Annotated in this window: 16 protein-coding genes; 5 read left to right on the plus strand and 11 right to left on the minus strand. The window is 68.4% G+C overall.

The window, feature by feature from the left end; all coding sequences use genetic code 11:
• Positions 1-9 precede the first annotated feature (9 nt).
• A complete protein-coding gene (locus ACPPVT_RS02080; RefSeq protein ID WP_426564996.1) occupies positions 10-1,047 on the plus strand; it encodes a LacI family DNA-binding transcriptional regulator in 1,038 nt (345 codons plus the stop codon).
• A gap of 155 nt (positions 1,048-1,202) precedes the next feature.
• Positions 1,203-2,051 carry a sugar phosphate isomerase/epimerase family protein gene (locus tag ACPPVT_RS02085; protein ID WP_426564998.1) on the plus strand — a complete coding sequence of 283 codons (849 nt, stop codon included), beginning with the start codon at positions 1,203-1,205 and terminating at the stop codon, positions 2,049-2,051.
• Positions 2,052-2,085: 34 nt separating this feature from the next.
• Here the strand turns inward: ACPPVT_RS02085 and ACPPVT_RS02090 are convergent, their stop codons facing one another.
• The 11 genes from ACPPVT_RS02090 to ACPPVT_RS02140 form a co-directional block, all read right to left on the minus strand.
• A complete protein-coding gene (locus tag ACPPVT_RS02090; protein WP_426565000.1) occupies positions 2,086-2,832 on the minus strand; it encodes an IclR family transcriptional regulator in 747 nt (248 codons plus the stop codon).
• Positions 2,832-3,623 carry an IclR family transcriptional regulator gene (locus tag ACPPVT_RS02095; protein ID WP_426565002.1) on the minus strand — a complete coding sequence of 264 codons (792 nt, stop codon included), beginning with the start codon at positions 3,621-3,623 and terminating at the stop codon, positions 2,832-2,834. Before ACPPVT_RS02095 ends, ACPPVT_RS02090 begins: the two co-directional genes overlap by 1 nt.
• A 152-nt stretch (positions 3,624-3,775) precedes the next feature.
• Positions 3,776-4,561 carry an SDR family oxidoreductase gene (locus tag ACPPVT_RS02100; RefSeq protein ID WP_426565004.1) on the minus strand — a complete coding sequence of 262 codons (786 nt, stop codon included), beginning with the start codon at positions 4,559-4,561 and terminating at the stop codon, positions 3,776-3,778.
• Positions 4,562-4,619: 58 nt separating this feature from the next.
• Positions 4,620-5,642, minus strand: coding sequence for a Gfo/Idh/MocA family protein (locus tag ACPPVT_RS02105; RefSeq protein WP_426565006.1), 1,023 nt, complete (start codon positions 5,640-5,642; stop codon positions 4,620-4,622).
• An 8-nt stretch (positions 5,643-5,650) separates the two neighbouring features.
• Complete coding sequence (locus ACPPVT_RS02110) at positions 5,651-6,697, minus strand: Gfo/Idh/MocA family protein (RefSeq protein ID WP_426565008.1); 1,047 nt, start codon at positions 6,695-6,697, stop codon at positions 5,651-5,653.
• Entirely contained in the window at positions 6,694-7,611 is a 918-nt protein-coding gene (locus ACPPVT_RS02115) for a sugar phosphate isomerase/epimerase family protein (protein WP_426565010.1), read from the minus strand. Before ACPPVT_RS02115 ends, ACPPVT_RS02110 begins: the two co-directional genes overlap by 4 nt.
• Positions 7,611-8,495 (minus strand): sugar phosphate isomerase/epimerase family protein, encoded by an 885-nt coding sequence (locus tag ACPPVT_RS02120; protein WP_426565012.1) that lies wholly within the window; start codon positions 8,493-8,495, stop codon positions 7,611-7,613. The genes ACPPVT_RS02115 and ACPPVT_RS02120 overlap by 1 nt, the downstream gene beginning before the upstream one ends.
• Entirely contained in the window at positions 8,492-9,508 is a 1,017-nt protein-coding gene (locus tag ACPPVT_RS02125) for a Gfo/Idh/MocA family protein (RefSeq protein ID WP_426565014.1), read from the minus strand. Before ACPPVT_RS02125 ends, ACPPVT_RS02120 begins: the two co-directional genes overlap by 4 nt.
• Positions 9,493-10,446: a transketolase family protein gene (locus tag ACPPVT_RS02130; protein ID WP_426565016.1), complete on the minus strand. Its 954-nt coding sequence runs from the start codon at positions 10,444-10,446 to the stop codon at positions 9,493-9,495. The genes ACPPVT_RS02125 and ACPPVT_RS02130 overlap by 16 nt, the downstream gene beginning before the upstream one ends.
• A complete protein-coding gene (locus ACPPVT_RS02135) occupies positions 10,443-11,414 on the minus strand; it encodes a transketolase (protein WP_426565017.1) in 972 nt (323 codons plus the stop codon). The genes ACPPVT_RS02130 and ACPPVT_RS02135 overlap by 4 nt, the downstream gene beginning before the upstream one ends.
• A 55-nt stretch (positions 11,415-11,469) precedes the next feature.
• Complete coding sequence (locus ACPPVT_RS02140) at positions 11,470-12,660, minus strand: Gfo/Idh/MocA family protein (protein ID WP_426565019.1); 1,191 nt, start codon at positions 12,658-12,660, stop codon at positions 11,470-11,472.
• A gap of 202 nt (positions 12,661-12,862) precedes the next feature.
• Between ACPPVT_RS02140 and iolB the strand changes: the two genes are divergently transcribed.
• From iolB to ACPPVT_RS02155, 3 genes are read left to right on the plus strand one after another with little or no spacing between them, the layout of a single operon-like run.
• A complete protein-coding gene (iolB, locus tag ACPPVT_RS02145; RefSeq protein ID WP_426565021.1) occupies positions 12,863-13,702 on the plus strand; it encodes a 5-deoxy-glucuronate isomerase in 840 nt (279 codons plus the stop codon).
• Positions 13,703-13,724: 22 nt separating this feature from the next.
• Positions 13,725-15,599, plus strand: coding sequence for a 3D-(3,5/4)-trihydroxycyclohexane-1,2-dione acylhydrolase (decyclizing) (gene iolD, locus ACPPVT_RS02150; protein WP_426565023.1), 1,875 nt, complete (start codon positions 13,725-13,727; stop codon positions 15,597-15,599).
• Complete coding sequence (locus ACPPVT_RS02155; RefSeq protein WP_426565025.1) at positions 15,596-17,083, plus strand: NAD-dependent succinate-semialdehyde dehydrogenase; 1,488 nt, start codon at positions 15,596-15,598, stop codon at positions 17,081-17,083. Before iolD ends, ACPPVT_RS02155 begins: the two co-directional genes overlap by 4 nt.

The raw sequence follows: 17,083 nt of genomic DNA on the forward strand, positions 1-17,083 counted from the left end.
GGAGGCGGTATGCCCAAGGGTGCAGGCGCACCGTTGCGACCGACCATGCGGGATGTCGCCGGGGAGGCCGGCGTATCCAAGGCGCTCGTCTCGATCGTCTTCCGCGGGGCGGCCGGCGCGAGCGACGAGACCAGGGCCCGGGTCTTCGCGGCGGCCGAGCGGATCGGGTACCGGGCCAACCGGACGGCGAGCCTGCTGGCCCTTCACCGCACCCGCCACCTTGGCGTCGCCCTGCACATCGCGAACACGTTCCACGGCGAGCTGGTCGACGTCGTCCAGGCCGCCGCCGACCAGGCCGGGTACGAACTGGTGCTGAGCATCGTGACCCCCCGGCACGACGAGACACGAGCGGTGGAGACCTTGCTGGAGTATCGGTGCGAGGGCCTGATCCTGCTCGGCTCGCTGCAGTCCGCGGAGGAGCTGGCCCGACTCGGCGACACCATCCCGCTCACGCTCATCGGGCGCAGTGACGCGCCGGGCAACGTCGACGTCGTGCGCAGCGCGGACGACGTGGGGCTGGGTCTCCTGGTGGACCACCTGGTTGGTCTGGGGCATCGCCGGATCGCACACGTGGACGGCGGCCGGACGGCCATCTCGACTGACCGGCGGCGTGGCTACCGCGCGGCGATGCATCGGGCGGGCCTGACCGACCGCGTGCTGGTGTTGCGCGGCGGACTCACCGAGCAGGACGGGTGGCGGGCAGCCGAGCAGCTGCTGCAGCTGCCGGAGCCCCCCACCGCGGTGGTCGCCTTCAACGACCACTGCGCGTTCGGCGTCCTGGGTCGGGTCCAGCGAGCAGGGCTGCGGGTGCCCGACGACGTCTCGGTGACCGGCTACGACGACGCGTGGATCGCCAGGTACGCGTCGGTCGACCTCACCACCGTGAGCCAGGACGCCGAGACCCAGGGCGCGTGGGCCGTGCAGTCGGCGGTGGCCCGGCTGGAGGGCCGCCCCGAGGGCCCCCGCGAACGCGTCGTCGAGCCGTTGCTCGTCGTTCGCGGGAGCACGGGGCCGCCCGGACGGCCGGCCGGACCCGTGGAGTGTTGACGTCGGGCGAGGGGGCACGCAGCCTTGACGGACGAGGCCCGCCCAATCTGCATAGCACCCTCAGGTGGCCCGTGTTCGCTCGCCCGAGACCCGTGGGGGTATATCTGATGCCAGTCGAGCTGCTTGCCACTTGCTGGACCCACACCGGTGATGCGATGCCGCTCGTCGGTCGGCACCTGAGCCCGAGGGACCTGCGTGCCAGGGCGCAGGCCGTGGCCGCTGCCGGCTTCACCGGTCTCGGTTTCACCATCCACGACCTCGCAGCCGCCGCGCCGACCTACCCCTTGGCGGACGTCAAGCGAATCTGCGAGGACCTCGGACTGGTCCACCTCGAGGTCGAGCTGCTCGAGAACTGGTGGACTACCGGCGGACGTCGTGAGGAGTCGGACCGGGTCCGGGCTTCGTTGCTGGACGCCGCCGAGGTCCTCGACGCACGACAGATCAAGATCGCGCCGGAGGTGGACGTCGTCGAGGGTGTCGTCCCACCGCTGACCGATGTCGCGCACTGGGCGGCTGAGCTGCACCAGCTGGCCGGGCAGGCCGCCGACGTCGGAACCCGGGTCGCGCTGGAACCGCTGCCGTTCTCCAACATCGCGGACTTCCGGTTGGCCGCAGAGCTCGTCGCGGCCGCCGATCACCCCGCAGCCGGCCTCGTGGTGGACATCTGGCACCTGGAGCGAGGACCGTCCACACTGGCCGATCTCGCGAGGATCCCCGGCGAGAAGGTGTTCGTCGTCGAGCTCAACGACGCTCCTGAACCGCAGTCCACCAACCTGTTCCACGACACGATCAACCACCGGGTGCAGTGCGGCACCGGGACGTTCGACCTCGAAGGCTTCGTCGAGACGCTGCAGAGCATCGGCTTCGCCGGACCTTGGGGCGTCGAGATCATCTCCGACGAACAGCGCCAGCGACCCCTGCAGGAGGCGATGGACGACACGTACCGCTGCACGATGGCATTGTTCGACAACGTGACCGTTGTCACTGACCCACAACGACTCTGACGCTCACGCTCGCGAGCCGCCTCGTGAACGTTCCCTACTCGAGCACCTCGGTGAGGGTGGCGCCCGCCGCGACGAGCTGCGTGACCAGGTCGGACTCGTTGTCGCGGATGTCCTCGGCAAGACCGGCGAGTGACAAGGTGCCTCGTAGCCGTCCAGCGGGGTCGAGCAGTGGGATGCCAAGGGCGGCGATGCCGTCGGTGACATCCTCGTCGGACACGCTGTAGCCACGGTCCTGGGTGCGCTTGATGTCCCGCCGCAGCTGTGCCGCGCTGGTCAGCGTTCGGCGAGTCAACGCCGGGAACGGGGCCAGCTGGAGATACGACGCGGGATCCTCACTCCTGAAGGCGAGGGTGGCCCGACCTGCCGCGCCCGCATACAGCGGAAGTGCGCGTCCAGGCTTGAGGACGAGGACGTTGATGCCGCGTCCCTGGGCCCAGTCGACGCACACTGCATGGTCGTTGCGGGGCACGCTGAGGAACGTCGTCTGACCGCTGTCGTGGCACAGCGCGTCCAGGGTGGCTCTTGCCGGCTTCCACTCGTGCATCGCAGCTCGGGAGGCGTCGGCCAGACGCAGCCACCGCTCACTGATCCTGATCCGCGAGTCGGGCATGCTGACGGTGAAGCGAGACTGGTTCAGCGCCTCGACAAGTCGGTAGACACTCGACCGTGGGATCCCGATGTGCTCGGCGATGTCGCCAGGCGTCAACGGTCCCTGCTCCGCAAGGAGGTCGACCAGGTCTGAAGCCTTCTGCAGGACACCCATCGGGCGTTCAACGCTCATCAGGACGCCTCGTCGCCGAGTGCGACGCTGACTGCGCTTGCCGCCTGGATGAGCATTGCGCTGTTGCGTCGAAGCTTGGATCCAAGAATCTGGGCGCGCAGCCCGCTGATCGAGATACTGGCGACCAGCTCGTGCCGATGGTTGAACACCGGCGCTCCCAGGGCGGCGATCCCCGTGGTGACGTCGCCGTCCGAGACCGCATATCCGTTCCTGCGCACGTCGGCCAGGATTCGCTCGAGCTTGCCCGCCGCAGGCCTGTGCGGATCCCCGGGGAGCTCAGACCCTTGGCGCAGAACGAGTTCTTGTTCTGGCTCGGGCAGGAACGCGAGAAGGGCGAGGGGAGCTGCGCCCGCGTACATCGGTAGCGAGCTGCCGAGCTGCATCGCCAAGGATCGTACGGCGCGCCCTTCGAGCCGGTCCACGCACACGGCTCGTGATCCGCGGCGCACGCACAGGAAGCTGGTGCTGCTGGTCTCTCGCAGCAGGAGCTGCAGGCTCGGGCGAGCCACCTCGCGAATGTCGAGGCTGTCCTCGACAAAACTTCCGATGGTCATCATCGGCAGGCCGAGCCGGTAGTACCCGCGTCGGGGGCTCCGGTCGATCCAGCCGACACCGGTCAGGCTCTGAAGCATCCGGTAGGTGGAACTGAGCGGCTCGCCCAAGGCCTCAGCCAGCTCTGCGGCGGTCATCTCGCCGTGGCGTTCCAGCAGGGTGATGACGCCGTCGACCTTGAAGATGAGCTCGAGTCCAGCCGGGCTGTCGGTGCCCGGCGCCGGCACGCGCGCTGACACGCCTCCAACGTTTTGGGCAGCGGGCACCGAGGCCAGGCGGCGGCTGGGTCCTGAGCTCAAAGTGCCTGCCTCGGTCGTCGGTAGCGGCCCATCTAATTTATCACCCAATGAACAGACTTATCGGCAAGTGAGGTTTTTCGTCTTCGTCCGGTTTAGTCCTGACCGCCGATCACCTGCTGGTCCCAGTCGATGACGGACCCGGTGACCACCCCGCTGTGGTCGGACAGCAGGAAGGCGACGAACTCGGCGATCTCGTCGGGACGGCCGATCTTGCCCATCGGCACCGAGGCGTCGGCCTGCGCGAGCCAGTCGTCGCCAGCGCCATGTGCCGTCTTCTGCGCGATGCCCTCGGCTTCGGTGGCGGTCCAGCCGATGTTCACTCCGTTGACGCGGATCCGGTCCCACCGGTGAGCGTGAGCAGCGTTGCGAGTGACGCCGGCCAGGCCTGACTTCGCCGCGACGTAGGGCGCCAGGAAGGACTGACCCCCTCGTTCAGCGATGGAGATGATGTTGACGATGGCGCCGGGGGCTGATCGTCCCTGCAGGTGCCGGATGGTCTCGGCCATGATGAAGAAGGGGGACTTGAGGTTCACCGCGATATGGGCGTCGAAAAGCTCGGGGGTGGTGTCCAGCATGCTTCCGCGGGTGGTCAGTCCAGCCGCGTTGACGACCCTGTCGAGGCGCCCGAACTCGGCGATCGCCTCGGCCACTGACGCGCGGGCCCGGTCGACGTCACGGAGGTCCACCTGCAAGAACTTGGCGCGCGCGCCCGCTCCTTGCAGCTCTTCGGCCACAGCGCGGCCGGCCTCGTCACTACGACCTGTCACCAAGACGGCCTCAGCGCCTTCAGCGGCTACCCGCCGGGCAATCGCAGCGCCGACGCCCTGGGTTCCGCCGCTGACGAGTACCACCTGATCCTTCAGCCATCCGGAACTCATGTCACGTGCCTTCCTGTTGTTGGGGTCGGTCGCGGTGGTCCGGCCCGCTGGTGAATCGTCAAACCGGCAGATCCACGTCGTCAGCGTGGTGCGCGCTGTGGCCGGGCGACACCTCGCTGACGGCTACGGGTTGCCTCGTGTGCATCGACCGGACGAGAGCTTGGGCCACCAGGGTGGAGCGCAGCCCATCGCTGACCGTCGCGAGCGCGGTCGCTCGGCCGCTGCTGGTCGCGTCGACCCAGGCTTGGAGCTCGAGTCGGTAGGCGTCGGCGAAGAACGCGCGCCAGTCGGTTGCGTGGGCGTACCCGTGGGCCAGGTCTCGGTCGGTGAGAATGGGGACGGACGCGGCCAGCCGCACGGTCCCCCGTTCGCAGACCAGTTCGTAGCGCACGTCGTACCCGTACTGGGCGTTGACGAACAGGTCGACACTGATGAGTACTCCGCTGGCGGTGCGCAGGTGGATCAGCTGCGGGTCGTGGCGGTCGCGGTCCAGGGACGTCGGCTTCGGCGCGAACCAGCCAACCTCGGTGATCGGGCTACCCAGGAGCCACTCGGTGATGTCGATGTCGTGCACGGCCGAGTTGGTCAACGTGCCTACGGAGCCGCCGGTCGGGTAGGCGCGGACGTTGCGATGGGACGCCAACGCCAGTAACGGTTCGCCGAGTACGGCGGAGTCGAGCTCGGCCTTCATCGCCGTGAAACCTGGGTGGAAGCGCCGCATGAAGCCGATGGACACGAGGTCACCCATACCGCGCTGCTGCTGCGCGGTCAGGATCTCCTGGCAGTCCTCGATCGAGGGAGCGAGTGGCTTCTCGCACAGCACCGGCTTGCCCGCCCGGATGCAGGCCAGGACCTGTCTCGCGTGCGCGCTGTCATGGCTCGCGATGATGACCGCGTCCACGTCAGGGGACTCGATGAGCTCGTGGTCACTGGGGTGGACGCGAGCGCCCGCGATCCCAGCCACCATCGCAGCGCGTTGCCGGTCGGTGTCATGCACGCCGGCCAGCCTGGCGCCGGCGACCGAGTGGCGCAGGGTGTTGGCGTGGTCCGCCCCCATGACGCCGGCTCCGATGAGGCCCACCCGCAGTGTCAACTGGTCCCCCCCGCCGTGCTGCGCTGCTCGTTCCCGCCCGTCAGGGGTGCAGCGCCACCCTGGCGCGGTCGGAGGCCGGCGGCCAGATAGCAGGCATCGATCATCTGCATGTTGGCGATCGCGTCATCTGCGCCGGTCGGGAAGGGCTGACCGTCGATGACCGCCGCGCCGAGGGCGTCCATCTGGTAGTGGTAGGTGCTGCGAAGCCCGAAGTGCTCGACCTGCTCTCCTTCAGCGGTTCGCAGCGTGAGCCGGTCGTCGTGATGAACGTTGACGAAGTTGCCGATGGTGGCGCTGCCCCGTGCGCCGACGGCCTTGATCGAGAACTCCCACGGTCCGTCCATGCTCACGTCAGCGACGGCCGGCACCCCACCCGGAAGCAGGAAGTCCAGGTGGGCACTCTGGTCGATCTGCGGTCGGCCGGCTCGTTCCACGGTGCCCGCGGCGATCAGCTCCGGCGTACCGCCCAGTCGTTCGGCGACCGATCGGATGACGTGGATGGTGTAGCAGCCGAGGTCCATCAACGCACCGCCGGCCAGTGGCCATGACCATCGCAGGTCGTCGTCAGCTGGTGCAGGCATGGACATGGTGACCTGCAGGTGGGTCAGGGACCCGATCGTGCCGTCCGTGCTGACCTGGAGCAGGCGATCGAAGATCGGGTGGTACCGGTAGTGGAAGCCCTCGAACACGACCTGGTCACGACCCGCCGCGACATCGCGGACGATCGCTGCCTCGACAGCGTTGCTGGCGAAGGGCTTCTCGCTGAGCAGGTGCTTGCCAGCCTCGATCGCGGCGATGTTCCACGGTGCGTGCAGGCTGTTGGGCAGTGGGTTGTACACGACGTCGACCTCGGGGTCGTTGACCAGGTCGGCGTAGCTCGGTACGACGCGCTCGACCTGCCGTTCGTCGGCCCACTTGCGGGCGCGCTCAGGATCCCGGGCCGCGACCGCGACGAGTCGGTGGCCGGCGTCGAGCGCGGGGGCGACCAAGGCCAGGTCGCTGATGCGTGCCGCACCGAGCAGACCGATGCGCAGCTGGGTCATCGTCTGGACCCTTCCGTCGTGACTGGTCCGGCTGACACGCGGCCGTCGCCCCGGTCGGCGGCGCTCAGACAGGTCAGAGCGGCCTCGCGAGCTTGGACCAGGACCTCGTCGATCGGCTGGGAACGGGAGACGGTCGACATATGCTCGATCCCCCACGGGCCGGTCCAGCCCACCCGTTGTACGGCGCGGATGAACTCGGTCACGTCGAAGACGCCCTGGCCACAGAGCAGGCGGTTGTCGAAGGTGTCTTCGAGGTCGAGGCCACGGGCCGAGTGGTGTCCGTCGTCCAGCTCGACCCCGACCAGCTGGCTGAGGTCGAGCAGCCGCGGGAGATCCTCGTAGAAGGTCCCACCTCGTTGGGCGTGCCAGATGTCGAGGATGAGTCCGGCGTTGGGATGCCCCACATCGCTGATGAACCGGATGGCCGCCTCGGTGGTCTTGACGTGCCCGAACGGCGTGTTCTCGAAGCCGATCCTGACGCCGACCTCTGCGGCGTCGCGGGCCAGGTCGTGCAAGCCCTCGCAGAGCTGCTCGTAGGCCGCCGGCTCACCGGTGTCGTCGGCGCCGACCTTGATGTTGTCGGCGTCGAGCGCCTCGGCGGCCTCGAGCAGGTTCCGGCGCACCACGTCCGAGCGCTGTCGCTCGGCCCCCATGGCCCACCAGTCGGTGATCCACTCCAGCTGCACCGTGTCGATCCCGTTGTCCGCGAGCATGGCCGCGACAGCGGGCAGCCCGACGGTGTCCCGGGCGGTCGTGATGTCCTCGTGGGTCACGCCGAAACCGACGTAGCCGGCCCGGGCGACTGCCTCGATCCGAGTGCGGATGTCGATGGTGCTGTGCGTCTTGCCCCGGAAGGGCACGACGTCGCCGGCCGAGAGCCAGCACGCCGCCAGGAACGTCGGAGCCGCGGCCATCAGGGCAGCTTGGACAGGACGGAACGGATGTACTCGGCGCTCGCTCGCACGTCGGCCGCCGGTCCCTCATCGAGGGGTTCCTCGGTGAGGATGGCGTCCTGCTCGAGGACGTACCAGCCGTCATAGTCGTGTGCCTCCAGGTGCTGGACGACGCCGGCGATGTCGACGTCCCCTTGGCCCAAGGGCTTGTACATACCGATCTTGACCGCGTCGGTGTAGGTCAGCTCGCCCGACTGGACTCGCTTCGCCAGGGGCAGGTCGACGTCCTTGAGGTGCGTGTGGGCGATCCGGTCGGGCGCTTGCCGGGTGACCGCGAGCGGGTCCGAGCCGCCGATGAGCATGTGCCCGGTGTCCAGGCACAGGGAGATGGTGGAGCCCGCCAGCACCTGCTGGACGTCGTCGCCGGTCTCGACCATGGTTCCCACGTGGGGGTGGAGCACGGCGCGCACCCCTCGGTCCGAGGCCAGATCGGTGAGCCGGTCGAGGTTTCCGAGCAGGGTGCGCCAGCCGTCCTCGTCCAGCGCGGGTCGGGCGTCGTAGCCGAGCAGCCCGGTGATCGCGGACAGGACCAGCACGCGGGCGCCGACGGCCTCGAAGCCGTCGAGGACGCGGTCCACCTCGGGGCGCGGGTCATGGTTGGGATCGTGCAGCAGGACCGGGGTGAAGTTTCCCAGGCCGTGGAGCCCGTACCGGTCGAGGGTCTCGGCCTTGCCCTCGGGGCTGGCCGGGAGGAAGCCGTCCGAGCCCAGCTCGGTGGCGGTCAGTCCGAGGTCGCGCATCTCGGTGAGGACCCGCTTGGGATCCATCTGGTACCCCCATCCGGGGACCTCACAGACCCCCCAGGAGATGGGAGCGCCGGCGACTCGTTGCACTGCGGCGGTCATCGTGTGGCCTTTCGTGAGCGGACGTCGTCCAGAGAGATGGGGCGGTGGTGGCGCAGGGACAGGGCCGCCGCCTCGGCGATCCAGCCGACCTCGACGGCGTCGGCGACGGTGCAGGGGCTGAGTCGGGTGCCGGCGACGACCTCGGTGAAGGCGGCCAGCTCGGCACGGAATGCGTCGGCGAACCGATCCATGAAAAAGCTGTGCGGGGTGCCGGATGGGAAGCTGGTGCCCGGTTCGGTCGAACGAATCGGCCAGCGATCCTCCAAACCAGCGGCGACGCTGTCCTGGGAGCCGTGAAGCTCGAGTCGCACGTCGTAGCCGCGTGCGTTGTATCGGGAGTTCGAGACCACGGCCAGGGCTCCAGAACTGAGCGTGAGGGTCGTTGCCGCGGTGTCCACGTCGTCGTTCTCAGCGAAGATCGGCGCAAAGCTGTTCGTCCCGGTGGCGTACACCTCGACCACTTCCTGTCCGGTGACGAAGCGGATGGCGTCGAAGTCGTGCACGCTGCAGTCGCGGAAGATTCCCCCGGAGTGCCGGACGTAGTCGTCTGGGGGCGGGGCGGGGTCCAAGGTCGTGGACCTGACCGTGTGCACGGTTCCCAGCTCGCCGGACTTGACTGCGTCGTGGGCCGCGATGAACGCCGCGTCAAAGCGCCGAGGGTAGCCGATCTGGACGGCGATCCCGGTCTGCTCCGTGCGGGCCAGAATCTGTTCGCCCTGCTGGGGGTCGGCCGCCACGGGCTTCTCACAGAACGTGGGAAGCCCGGCCTCCAGGCTCGACAGGATCAGCTCGGGGTGAACGCTCGTAGCAGCAGCGATCACGATCCCGTCGACTCCGGCCTTCATCAGCTGGTCGGGACTGTCGGCAGCCTCGACTCCGAGCCGGTCCACGGTCGCCTGGACGGCAGCCCGAACCGGGTCGTAAACAACCAGGGATTCGACGTTGGGCAGGGCGCTGAGCGTCGTGGCGTGGAACGCGCCGATCCGTCCAAGGCCGATCACGCCGAGACGCATGGTTCCTCCGAAACGCCCAGGGATGACATGACGCGAGCGGAGATCCGTTCGGCGGAGAGCCCGTACTTGTCGAGCATGAAGTCGTTGGGGGCGGACTCCCCCCAGGTGTCGTTGATACCGATGCGCTCGATGCGCGGCGCCGGACCCCCGGTAGTGAGGGTCTCGGCGACGAGACCACCGAGGCCCCCGTACACGGTGTGCTCCTCGGCGGTGACCACGAGGTCGTGACCGGCGAGCAGGCTCCTGAGTCCGTCGGCGTCCACCGGCTTGAGGCACGGGACGTGGACCACGGCCGCGGAGACGCCGGCGCTCGCGAGCTGGTCATGGACGACGAGCAGTCGGCCAGTCTGCGGGCCCGTCCCCACCAGGACGACGTCGGTGCCCTGACGCAGCTCGTGGACGGCACCGGGTACGAAGGTGTATCCGGGCTTGACGACGTCGGGAACCGGATCGCGGACGATACGCAGGTACACCGGACCCTCTACCTCGTTGGCCCAGTCCATCATCGCCAGCAGCTCAGTGTTGTCCGCCGGCGCCAGCACCGTCATGTCGGGCATGGCTCGCATGATCGCCAGGTCCTGGATGTCCAGGTGGGTCTTGCCGACCGCGCCGATGAGCAGGCCGGAGTACGAGCCGACGATCTTGACGTTGGCGTGGCTCTGCGCCACGAGCATCCGGATGGGATCGATGGCGCGGTGCGTGAAGAAGACCGTGAACGAGCTGGTCCACGGCACGTATCCCAGCGACGCCAGGCCGGCGGCTGCGCCGATGAGGTTCTGCTCGGCGATGCCCATCTGGAAGAACCGGTCAGGGTGAGCCCTGGCGAACATGTCGGCCTTGGTGGAGTTGGCCAGGTCTCCGTCCAGGACGACCGTGCGCGGGTTGCTGCTGCCGAGCTCGACGAGCTTCTCTCCCCAGGCGTCGCGCATGGCCTTCATGCTGAGGCTCCGTTCTTCTGCACCAGCGGGTCTCGTTGCTGGTGCGGTCGGCTGAGCTGGTCGCGGTCACGCTGGTCGAGCAGCTCGATCTCGTGCGGGTCCAGCTCTTGTCGAGCTCGTTCGAAGTCCTCGGCCGAGGGGACGGTGCTGTGCCAGGTGTGCACGCCCTCCGCGAGCGACAAGCCCCTGCCTTTGACCGTGTGCGCGATGATGACCGTGGGCCGTGAGCTCACGTCTCCGGCCCGGGCGAGCCGGTAGGCGTGCCCGATCTGGGCGTAGTCGTGCCCGTCGATCTCCACCACCCGCCACCCGAACGCCGTGAACACTGCGGCCAGGTCGACGCCGAACCAAGGGTCTCGACGGTCGCCGCGGTCGGTGCGGGTGGTCTCGTTGCTGGACGGCAGTCCGAACTGCTGCAGGCCGTTGCGATCGATGATGGCCGTCAGGTTCGCCAGCTTGTAGCGGGAGGCTGCCTGGACGGCTTCCCAGACCATCCCCTCCTGGATCTCGCCGTCCCCCAGCAGCACCCAGGTGTGGAAGTCCCGGGCCGCGAGCTGGGCGCCCAGTGCCATTCCGACACCGACTGACAAGCCTTGGCCCAGGGAGCCGGTGGAGGCGTCGAGGCCCGGTAGCCGGGTGACGTCGGGATGACCCTGAAGCCGTGAGTTCCCCTTGTCGAACGTGGCCAGCTCCTCCAGGGGCAGGAAACCACGAAGGGCCAGGACCGCGTACAGGCCGATCGACGCATGCCCCTTCGACAGGATGAACCGGTCGCGCTCAGGCCAGTCCGGCTCCTGCGGACGGATGTTGAGCTCCTGGAAGTACAGGCTGATGAGCAGGTCCATCATCGACAGCGGACCGCCGATGTGACCGGCCTTGGCGTTGGTCACGGTCTTGATCACCTCCCAGCGGGCCTGCTGGGCGAGGCGGGGAAGGTCCGGCTGCTCGGTAAGCACATCAGTTGTCACGGTTTGCCCCTGATCGGCAGATGGTGGGTCTTGCGGGTGGTGGTCCTCGGTGGTTCTAGATGGTGGGAACGTCGATCCAGCGGCGCTCGGCCGCCGACTGCTCGACCCTCTCCAGGACCTCCGAGACGTGCCAGCCGTCCCTGAAGTCGCCGTCGGGAGTGCGGTTCTCGGCGATGGCGTTGAGCCACTCGTGGACCTCGATGGTCTTCAGTTCGTGGACCCCGAGCGGGACGCCGGCGAACGGCCAGAAGGCGCCGTAGTCGCCATGCTGCGGCCCGAGCTCGATCTCCCGGTAACCCTTGCGGTCGGCGGTGTCTCCGGTGAGGTAGAGCCGCAGTGTGTGGATGTCCTGTTGGACGAACTGCAGCGCACCCTTGCTGCCGATGACCTCGATGCTCTGGTGCCACGTGCGCCCGGTGGCGACCCGTGAAGCCTCGATGGTGCCGCTGGCGCCGGATGCGAAGTCGATGAGGAAGGTGGTGGCGTCGTCGTTCTCGACCTCGCGTCGGGGTGCCTGCAGGTCCGCGCCGCTGCCGTAGCCGAACACACCCGTCGGCTCCGGTCGCGTCGTGATGAACGTGCGGCTCTGGCTGGCCACCGACGCGATGGGGCCGACCAAGCTCAGTGCCAGCGAGATCATGTGGGCTCCGAGGTCGCCCAGCGCCCCGCTGCCAGAGAGCTTGCGCTCGAAGCGCCAGGTGAACGGCACGTCCGGATCGGTGCAGGCATCGAGGACGAAGCGCCCGGTGAACGTCCAGATCTCGCCCAGCGCACCACTGGAGATCAGTCGACGCGCCTCCGCGATCGCGGGGTTGCGCAGGTAGTTGAACCCGACGAGCGTCTTGACCCCGGCCGCCTCGGCAGCGTCATACATCTCCTTGGCGTCGGCCGCGTTCAGCGCGAGCGGCTTCTCGCAGTACACGTGCTTGCCCGCGCTGATCGCCTCCATCGCGATCTCCTTGTGCAAGAAGTTGGGCGTGACGATGTCGACGACGTCGACGGCGGGGTCGCGCACCGCCTCACGCCAGTCGGTGGTCCAGCGCCGATAGCCCAGGGACTCCGCCCCGGTGCGTGCCAGGTCGGCCGTCGCGTCGGCCAGCACCTCGAAGCGCGGGCGGTAGGGCGTCGAGCCGTACACGCTCTCCACGTTCCGGTAGCCCATGGTGTGCGACTTGGCCATGAGCCCGCTTCCGATCATCGCTACGCCCAGCTCGGGGACGTTCAACGAGACGTTTTCGAGGGTCAACGTTGGCTCCAAGGTGTGTTCGGCCGGGATGAGCGGCGAGGGACATTGCGCTTCGCGGTATGACGTCCCAGGTTGAAATTATCAGCCACTGGACGTCTCGTCTGGGACACGATACATTCTCGGCGTCGGTAAGTTCAACCACTGATTGGACACACCGTCTGATGCACGAGACACCCACGACGACCCGGAAGAGGGCACCACGATGAGTGAGCCGAAGATCCTGACCCGCGGCTGGGATCCCATCACCCCTGCCGATGCCGGCTGGACCTTCGTCTCGTTCGCCGTGCACACCCTCGCGGCGGGTCAGTCCCTTGACCTGCCTGCCGACGGTCAGGAGCGAGCGCTGGTCCCGCTGGCTGGCACCGCCTCTGTCACCGCTGGAGAACAGCAGTGGAAGTTCGGCGGACGGGACTCGGTCTTCGACGGTGTCGGGCACTGCCTCTACCTGCCACTGGACAGCGCCGGCGTGCTCACCGCCGTCACCGACTTGGAGATCGCCGTCGCAGCGTCCCCGGCCACGACGCGGTACGACGCCGTCCTCGTCACTCCCGACGACACGGAGATCGAGCTGCGCGGCGGCGGAAACGCCTCACGCCAGGTGAACAGCCTGATGCCGCCGGCGTTCCGCGCCGATCGGCTTCATGTCATCGAGGTCTGGACGCCCGGCGGGAACTGGTCGAGCTACCCCCCGCACAAGCACGAGCACGACCACGACGGGGAGTCCGAGCTCGAGGAGACGTACTACTACCGCCTGCGCGATCCCGAGAACGGTTGGGCCCTGCAACGGGTCTACTCCCCGGAGCGTGGCTTCGACCTCGCCCAGAGGGTGGGTGACGGCGACCTGCTACTGATCCCCTGGGGTTACCACACCACGGTCGCGGCCCACGGTCAGGACCTGTACTACCTCAATGTGCTGGCCGGTCCGGCGCCGAAGCGCACTCTGCAGGCCTTCCAGGACCCGAGCCTCAAAGCGGCCCAGGACGCGTGGCCCGCCGCCGGCATCGACGACCGCCTGCCCATGATCTCCAACGACCCCCGCTGACCCTTCGAAGGAGAAGGACATCGTGCCGTACACGACTGACACCACCCGCCTGACCGTCGGCCAGGCCGTCGTGCGCTTCCTCGCCGCCCAGCGGGTCGAGCGCGACGGCGACTCGCAGCCCTTCTTCGGCGGCGCCCTCGGCATCTTCGGCCACGGCAACGTCGCCGGGATCGGGCAGGCCCTCCTGCAGTACCGCGAGGACTTCCGCCTCTACCAGGGACGCAACGAGCAAGGCATGGTTCACATCGCCACCGGGTACGCCAAGATGCGCAACCGTCTCGGCGCGATGGCCGTCACCACCTCGATCGGCCCGGGTGCCACCAACATGATTACCGGCGCCGCGACCGCGACCGTGAACCGACTGCCAGTCCTGTGCCTGCCGAGCGACATCTTTGCCAGCCGGCGCACCGGTCCGGTCTTGCAGCAGCTGGAGTCGAGCTTGTCCTGGGACAGCTCCGCGAGCGACGCCTTCAAGGCGGTCTCCAAGTACTGGGACCGGATCAATCGTCCAGACCAGCTGCCCACCGCACTGCTCGAGGCCATGCGGACGCTGACCAGCCCCGCCGACACCGGCGCCGTCACCCTGAGCCTGCCGCAGGACGTCCAAGCAGAGGCCTGGGACTTCCCGGACCTGCTCTTCCGCGAGCGGACGTGGCACGTCCCTCGGGCCCGGGCCGACCGCGCAGCGCTGCGTCGCGCCGCTCAGGTCATCGCCGCCGCTGAGCGGCCGGTGATCATCGCCGGGGGTGGCGTCATCTACTCCGCCGCCACCGCCGAGCTGGAAGCCTTCGCCGCCCGAACCGGGATTCCGGTCGGCGTCACCCAGGCCGGCAAGGCCAGCCTCCCCTTCGGTCATCCGCAGATGGTCAACGCCCTGGGCGCGTCCGGGTCGGTGTTCGCCAACCAGCTCGCCAACCAGGCCGACGTGATCATCGGCATCGGCACCCGGTACACCGACTTCACCACCGCCTCGAACACGCTCTTCACCAACCCGGACGTGACGTTCGTCAACCTGAACGTCACCGAGCTCGACGCCCAGAAGGAGTCCGGGCTCGCGCTGGTCGGCGACGCGCGGGAGTCCATTGGCGAGCTCGACGAGCTTCTCGCCGAGTACACCGTCCCGGCCGCCTACCGCGCCGAGGCCGAGAAGGCAGCCGCGGACTGGCGAACCGAGGTCGATCGCATCCTGGAGATCCAGGACGCACCCACGCTCTCGCAGGCCGAAGCCATCGGCATCGTCAACGCCGCAGCAGGCGACCACCACGTGGTGGTGAACGCGGCCGGCTCGATGCCCGGCGACCTGCATCGGCTGTGGCGGCCGAGCGACCCCAAGGCCTATGACCTCGAGTACGGCAACTCCTGCATGGGATACGAGGTCGGGGGCGCCCTCGGGGCCAAGATGGCCGATCCCACCCGCGACGTCTTCTGCTTCATCGGCGACGGCACGTTCCTGCTCTCCAGCCAGGAGATCATGACCGCGGTCCAGGAGGGCCTGAAGCTGACGGTGCTGCTCGTCGACAACTACGGGTACGGCTCCATCGCGGCCCTGTCCGAGACCCGCGGCTCCCAGGGCTTCGCCTGCCGGTTCAACTATCGGGGCGAGGACGGCCAGTACAACGACGACCGGATCAACGTCGACCTGGCAGCCAACGCCGCCAGCTACGGCGCCGACGTGCTGACGGCAACCACCGCCTCCGAGCTCAAGCAAGCGCTCACCGACGCGGCCACGATCGACAACACCGTCGTGATCTACGTCAGGGTCGACGCCAAGGGACGGTTCGGCGGGTCGGGCGCCTGGTGGGACGTTCCCGTCCCCGAGGTCTCGGAGCTGGACAGCACGCAGCAGGCCCGCAAGGAGTACGAGGAGCAGGTCACGGTGCAGAGGCTCTACCTATGAGCACACCCACGGACACCTCGACTGTCCCGCCGCACATCCAGCGCGTTCTGGATCGCATCCCCACCGACCTGCTGATCGGCGGTCAGCACGTCCAAGCCTCCGACGGCGGCACCCTGGACGTGATCGACCCAGCCACGGGACAGGCCTTGGCATCGGTGGCGAGCGGGACCGTTGACGATGCGCTCGCCTGCGTCAGCGCCGCGCACCAGGCGGCGACCGGGTGGGCTGCCACCGCCCCCCGACGGCGCTCCGAGATCCTGCACCGGACCTATGAGCTGCTGATAGAGCAGGCCGACGACCTGGCACTGCTGATCAGCGCCGAGAACGGCAAGGCCCTGCCGGACGCCCGCGGAGAGGTGCTGTACTCCGCGGAGTTCTTCCGCTGGTACGCCGAGGAGGCCGTCCGGATCCGCGGGGAGATCCAGACCGCCCCCGGCGGCAGCAACAAGATCATGGTGCTGCGTCAGCCGGTCGGCGTCTCGGTCCTGGTCACGCCGTGGAACTTCCCGGCAGCGATGGCCGCCCGCAAGCTCGCACCGGCGCTGGCCGCCGGGTGCACCACCGTCCTCAAACCGGCGCGTGAGACCCCGTTGACCGCTCTGGCGATCGCCGCGCTGATGGAGGAGGCCGGGGTGCCCGGCGGCGTCGTCAACGTCCTTCCGTCCACCCGATCGGGCGATGTCGTGGCCGCGATGCTGGCTGACCCGCGGGTCCGAAAGCTGTCATTCACGGGATCGACGCAGGTCGGGCGGACCCTGCTCAACCTGGCCAACGAGCACATCGTGAACTGCTCGATGGAGCTCGGGGGGAACGCCCCGTTCGTGGTGTTCGACGACGCGGACCTGGATGCCGCACTCGAGGGAGCCATGGTCGCCAAGATGCGCAACGGCGGCGAGGCGTGCACGGCAGCCAACCGGTTCTTCGTCCAGGAAGGCGTCGCCACGGAGTTCTCGGCCCGCCTGTCCGAGGCGATGGACGCGATGGTCCTCGGACCGGGCTACCTCGACGGGACCACCCTCGGCCCGCTGGTCAACGCCAAGACCCGGGACAAGGTCGCAGACCTCGTGACCGAGGCGGTGCACGGCGGGGCGCGAGTCGAGATCGGCGGCGCCACAGTGGACCGTCCGGGTTTCTTCTACCCGGCGACCGTCCTGACCAACGTCGCGCCGGACGCAGCGATCCTGCAGACGGAGATCTTCGGCCCGGTGGCGCCCATCGTCACGTTCCAGACCGAGGACGAGGCCATCAACCTGGCCAACAACACCGAGTACGGCCTGGTGTCGTACGTCTACACCGCCGACCTGGGCCGCGGCCTGCGGGTCAGCGAGGCCATCGAGGCAGGCATGGTCGGCCTCAACCGCGGACTGGTCTCTGATCCTGCAGCCCCGTTCGGCGGGGTCAAAGAGAGCGGTCTTGGCCGCGAAGGGGGCATCGAAGGGCTCTTGGCCTTCACCGAGAGCAAGTACATCGCCGTCGCCTGGTAA

The organism is Angustibacter sp. McL0619, assembly GCF_049994355.1.
Taxonomy (GTDB): domain Bacteria; phylum Actinomycetota; class Actinomycetes; order Actinomycetales; family Angustibacteraceae; genus Angustibacter.

Bases quoted from the DNA above. Each gene is read 5' to 3' on its own strand.
- ACPPVT_RS02130 (WP_426565016.1), bottom strand. From the start codon at position 10,446: ATGAAGGCCATGCGCGACGCCTGGGGAGAGAAGCTCGTCGAGCTCGGC.
- ACPPVT_RS02085 (WP_426564998.1), top strand. From the start codon at position 1,203: ATGCCGCTCGTCGGTCGGCACCTGAGCCCGAGGGACCTGCGTGCCAGG.
- ACPPVT_RS02125 (WP_426565014.1), bottom strand. From the start codon at position 9,508: ATGCGTCTCGGCGTGATCGGCCTTGGACGGATCGGCGCGTTCCACGCC.
- ACPPVT_RS02090 (WP_426565000.1), bottom strand. From the start codon at position 2,832: ATGAGCGTTGAACGCCCGATGGGTGTCCTGCAGAAGGCTTCAGACCTG.
- ACPPVT_RS02100 (WP_426565004.1), bottom strand. From the start codon at position 4,561: ATGAGTTCCGGATGGCTGAAGGATCAGGTGGTACTCGTCAGCGGCGGA.
- ACPPVT_RS02080 (WP_426564996.1), top strand. From the start codon at position 10: ATGCCCAAGGGTGCAGGCGCACCGTTGCGACCGACCATGCGGGATGTC.
- ACPPVT_RS02110 (WP_426565008.1), bottom strand. From the start codon at position 6,697: ATGACCCAGCTGCGCATCGGTCTGCTCGGTGCGGCACGCATCAGCGAC.
- ACPPVT_RS02155 (WP_426565025.1), top strand. From the start codon at position 15,596: ATGAGCACACCCACGGACACCTCGACTGTCCCGCCGCACATCCAGCGC.
- ACPPVT_RS02115 (WP_426565010.1), bottom strand. From the start codon at position 7,611: ATGGCCGCGGCTCCGACGTTCCTGGCGGCGTGCTGGCTCTCGGCCGGC.
- iolB (WP_426565021.1), top strand. From the start codon at position 12,863: ATGAGTGAGCCGAAGATCCTGACCCGCGGCTGGGATCCCATCACCCCT.
- ACPPVT_RS02120 (WP_426565012.1), bottom strand. From the start codon at position 8,495: ATGACCGCCGCAGTGCAACGAGTCGCCGGCGCTCCCATCTCCTGGGGG.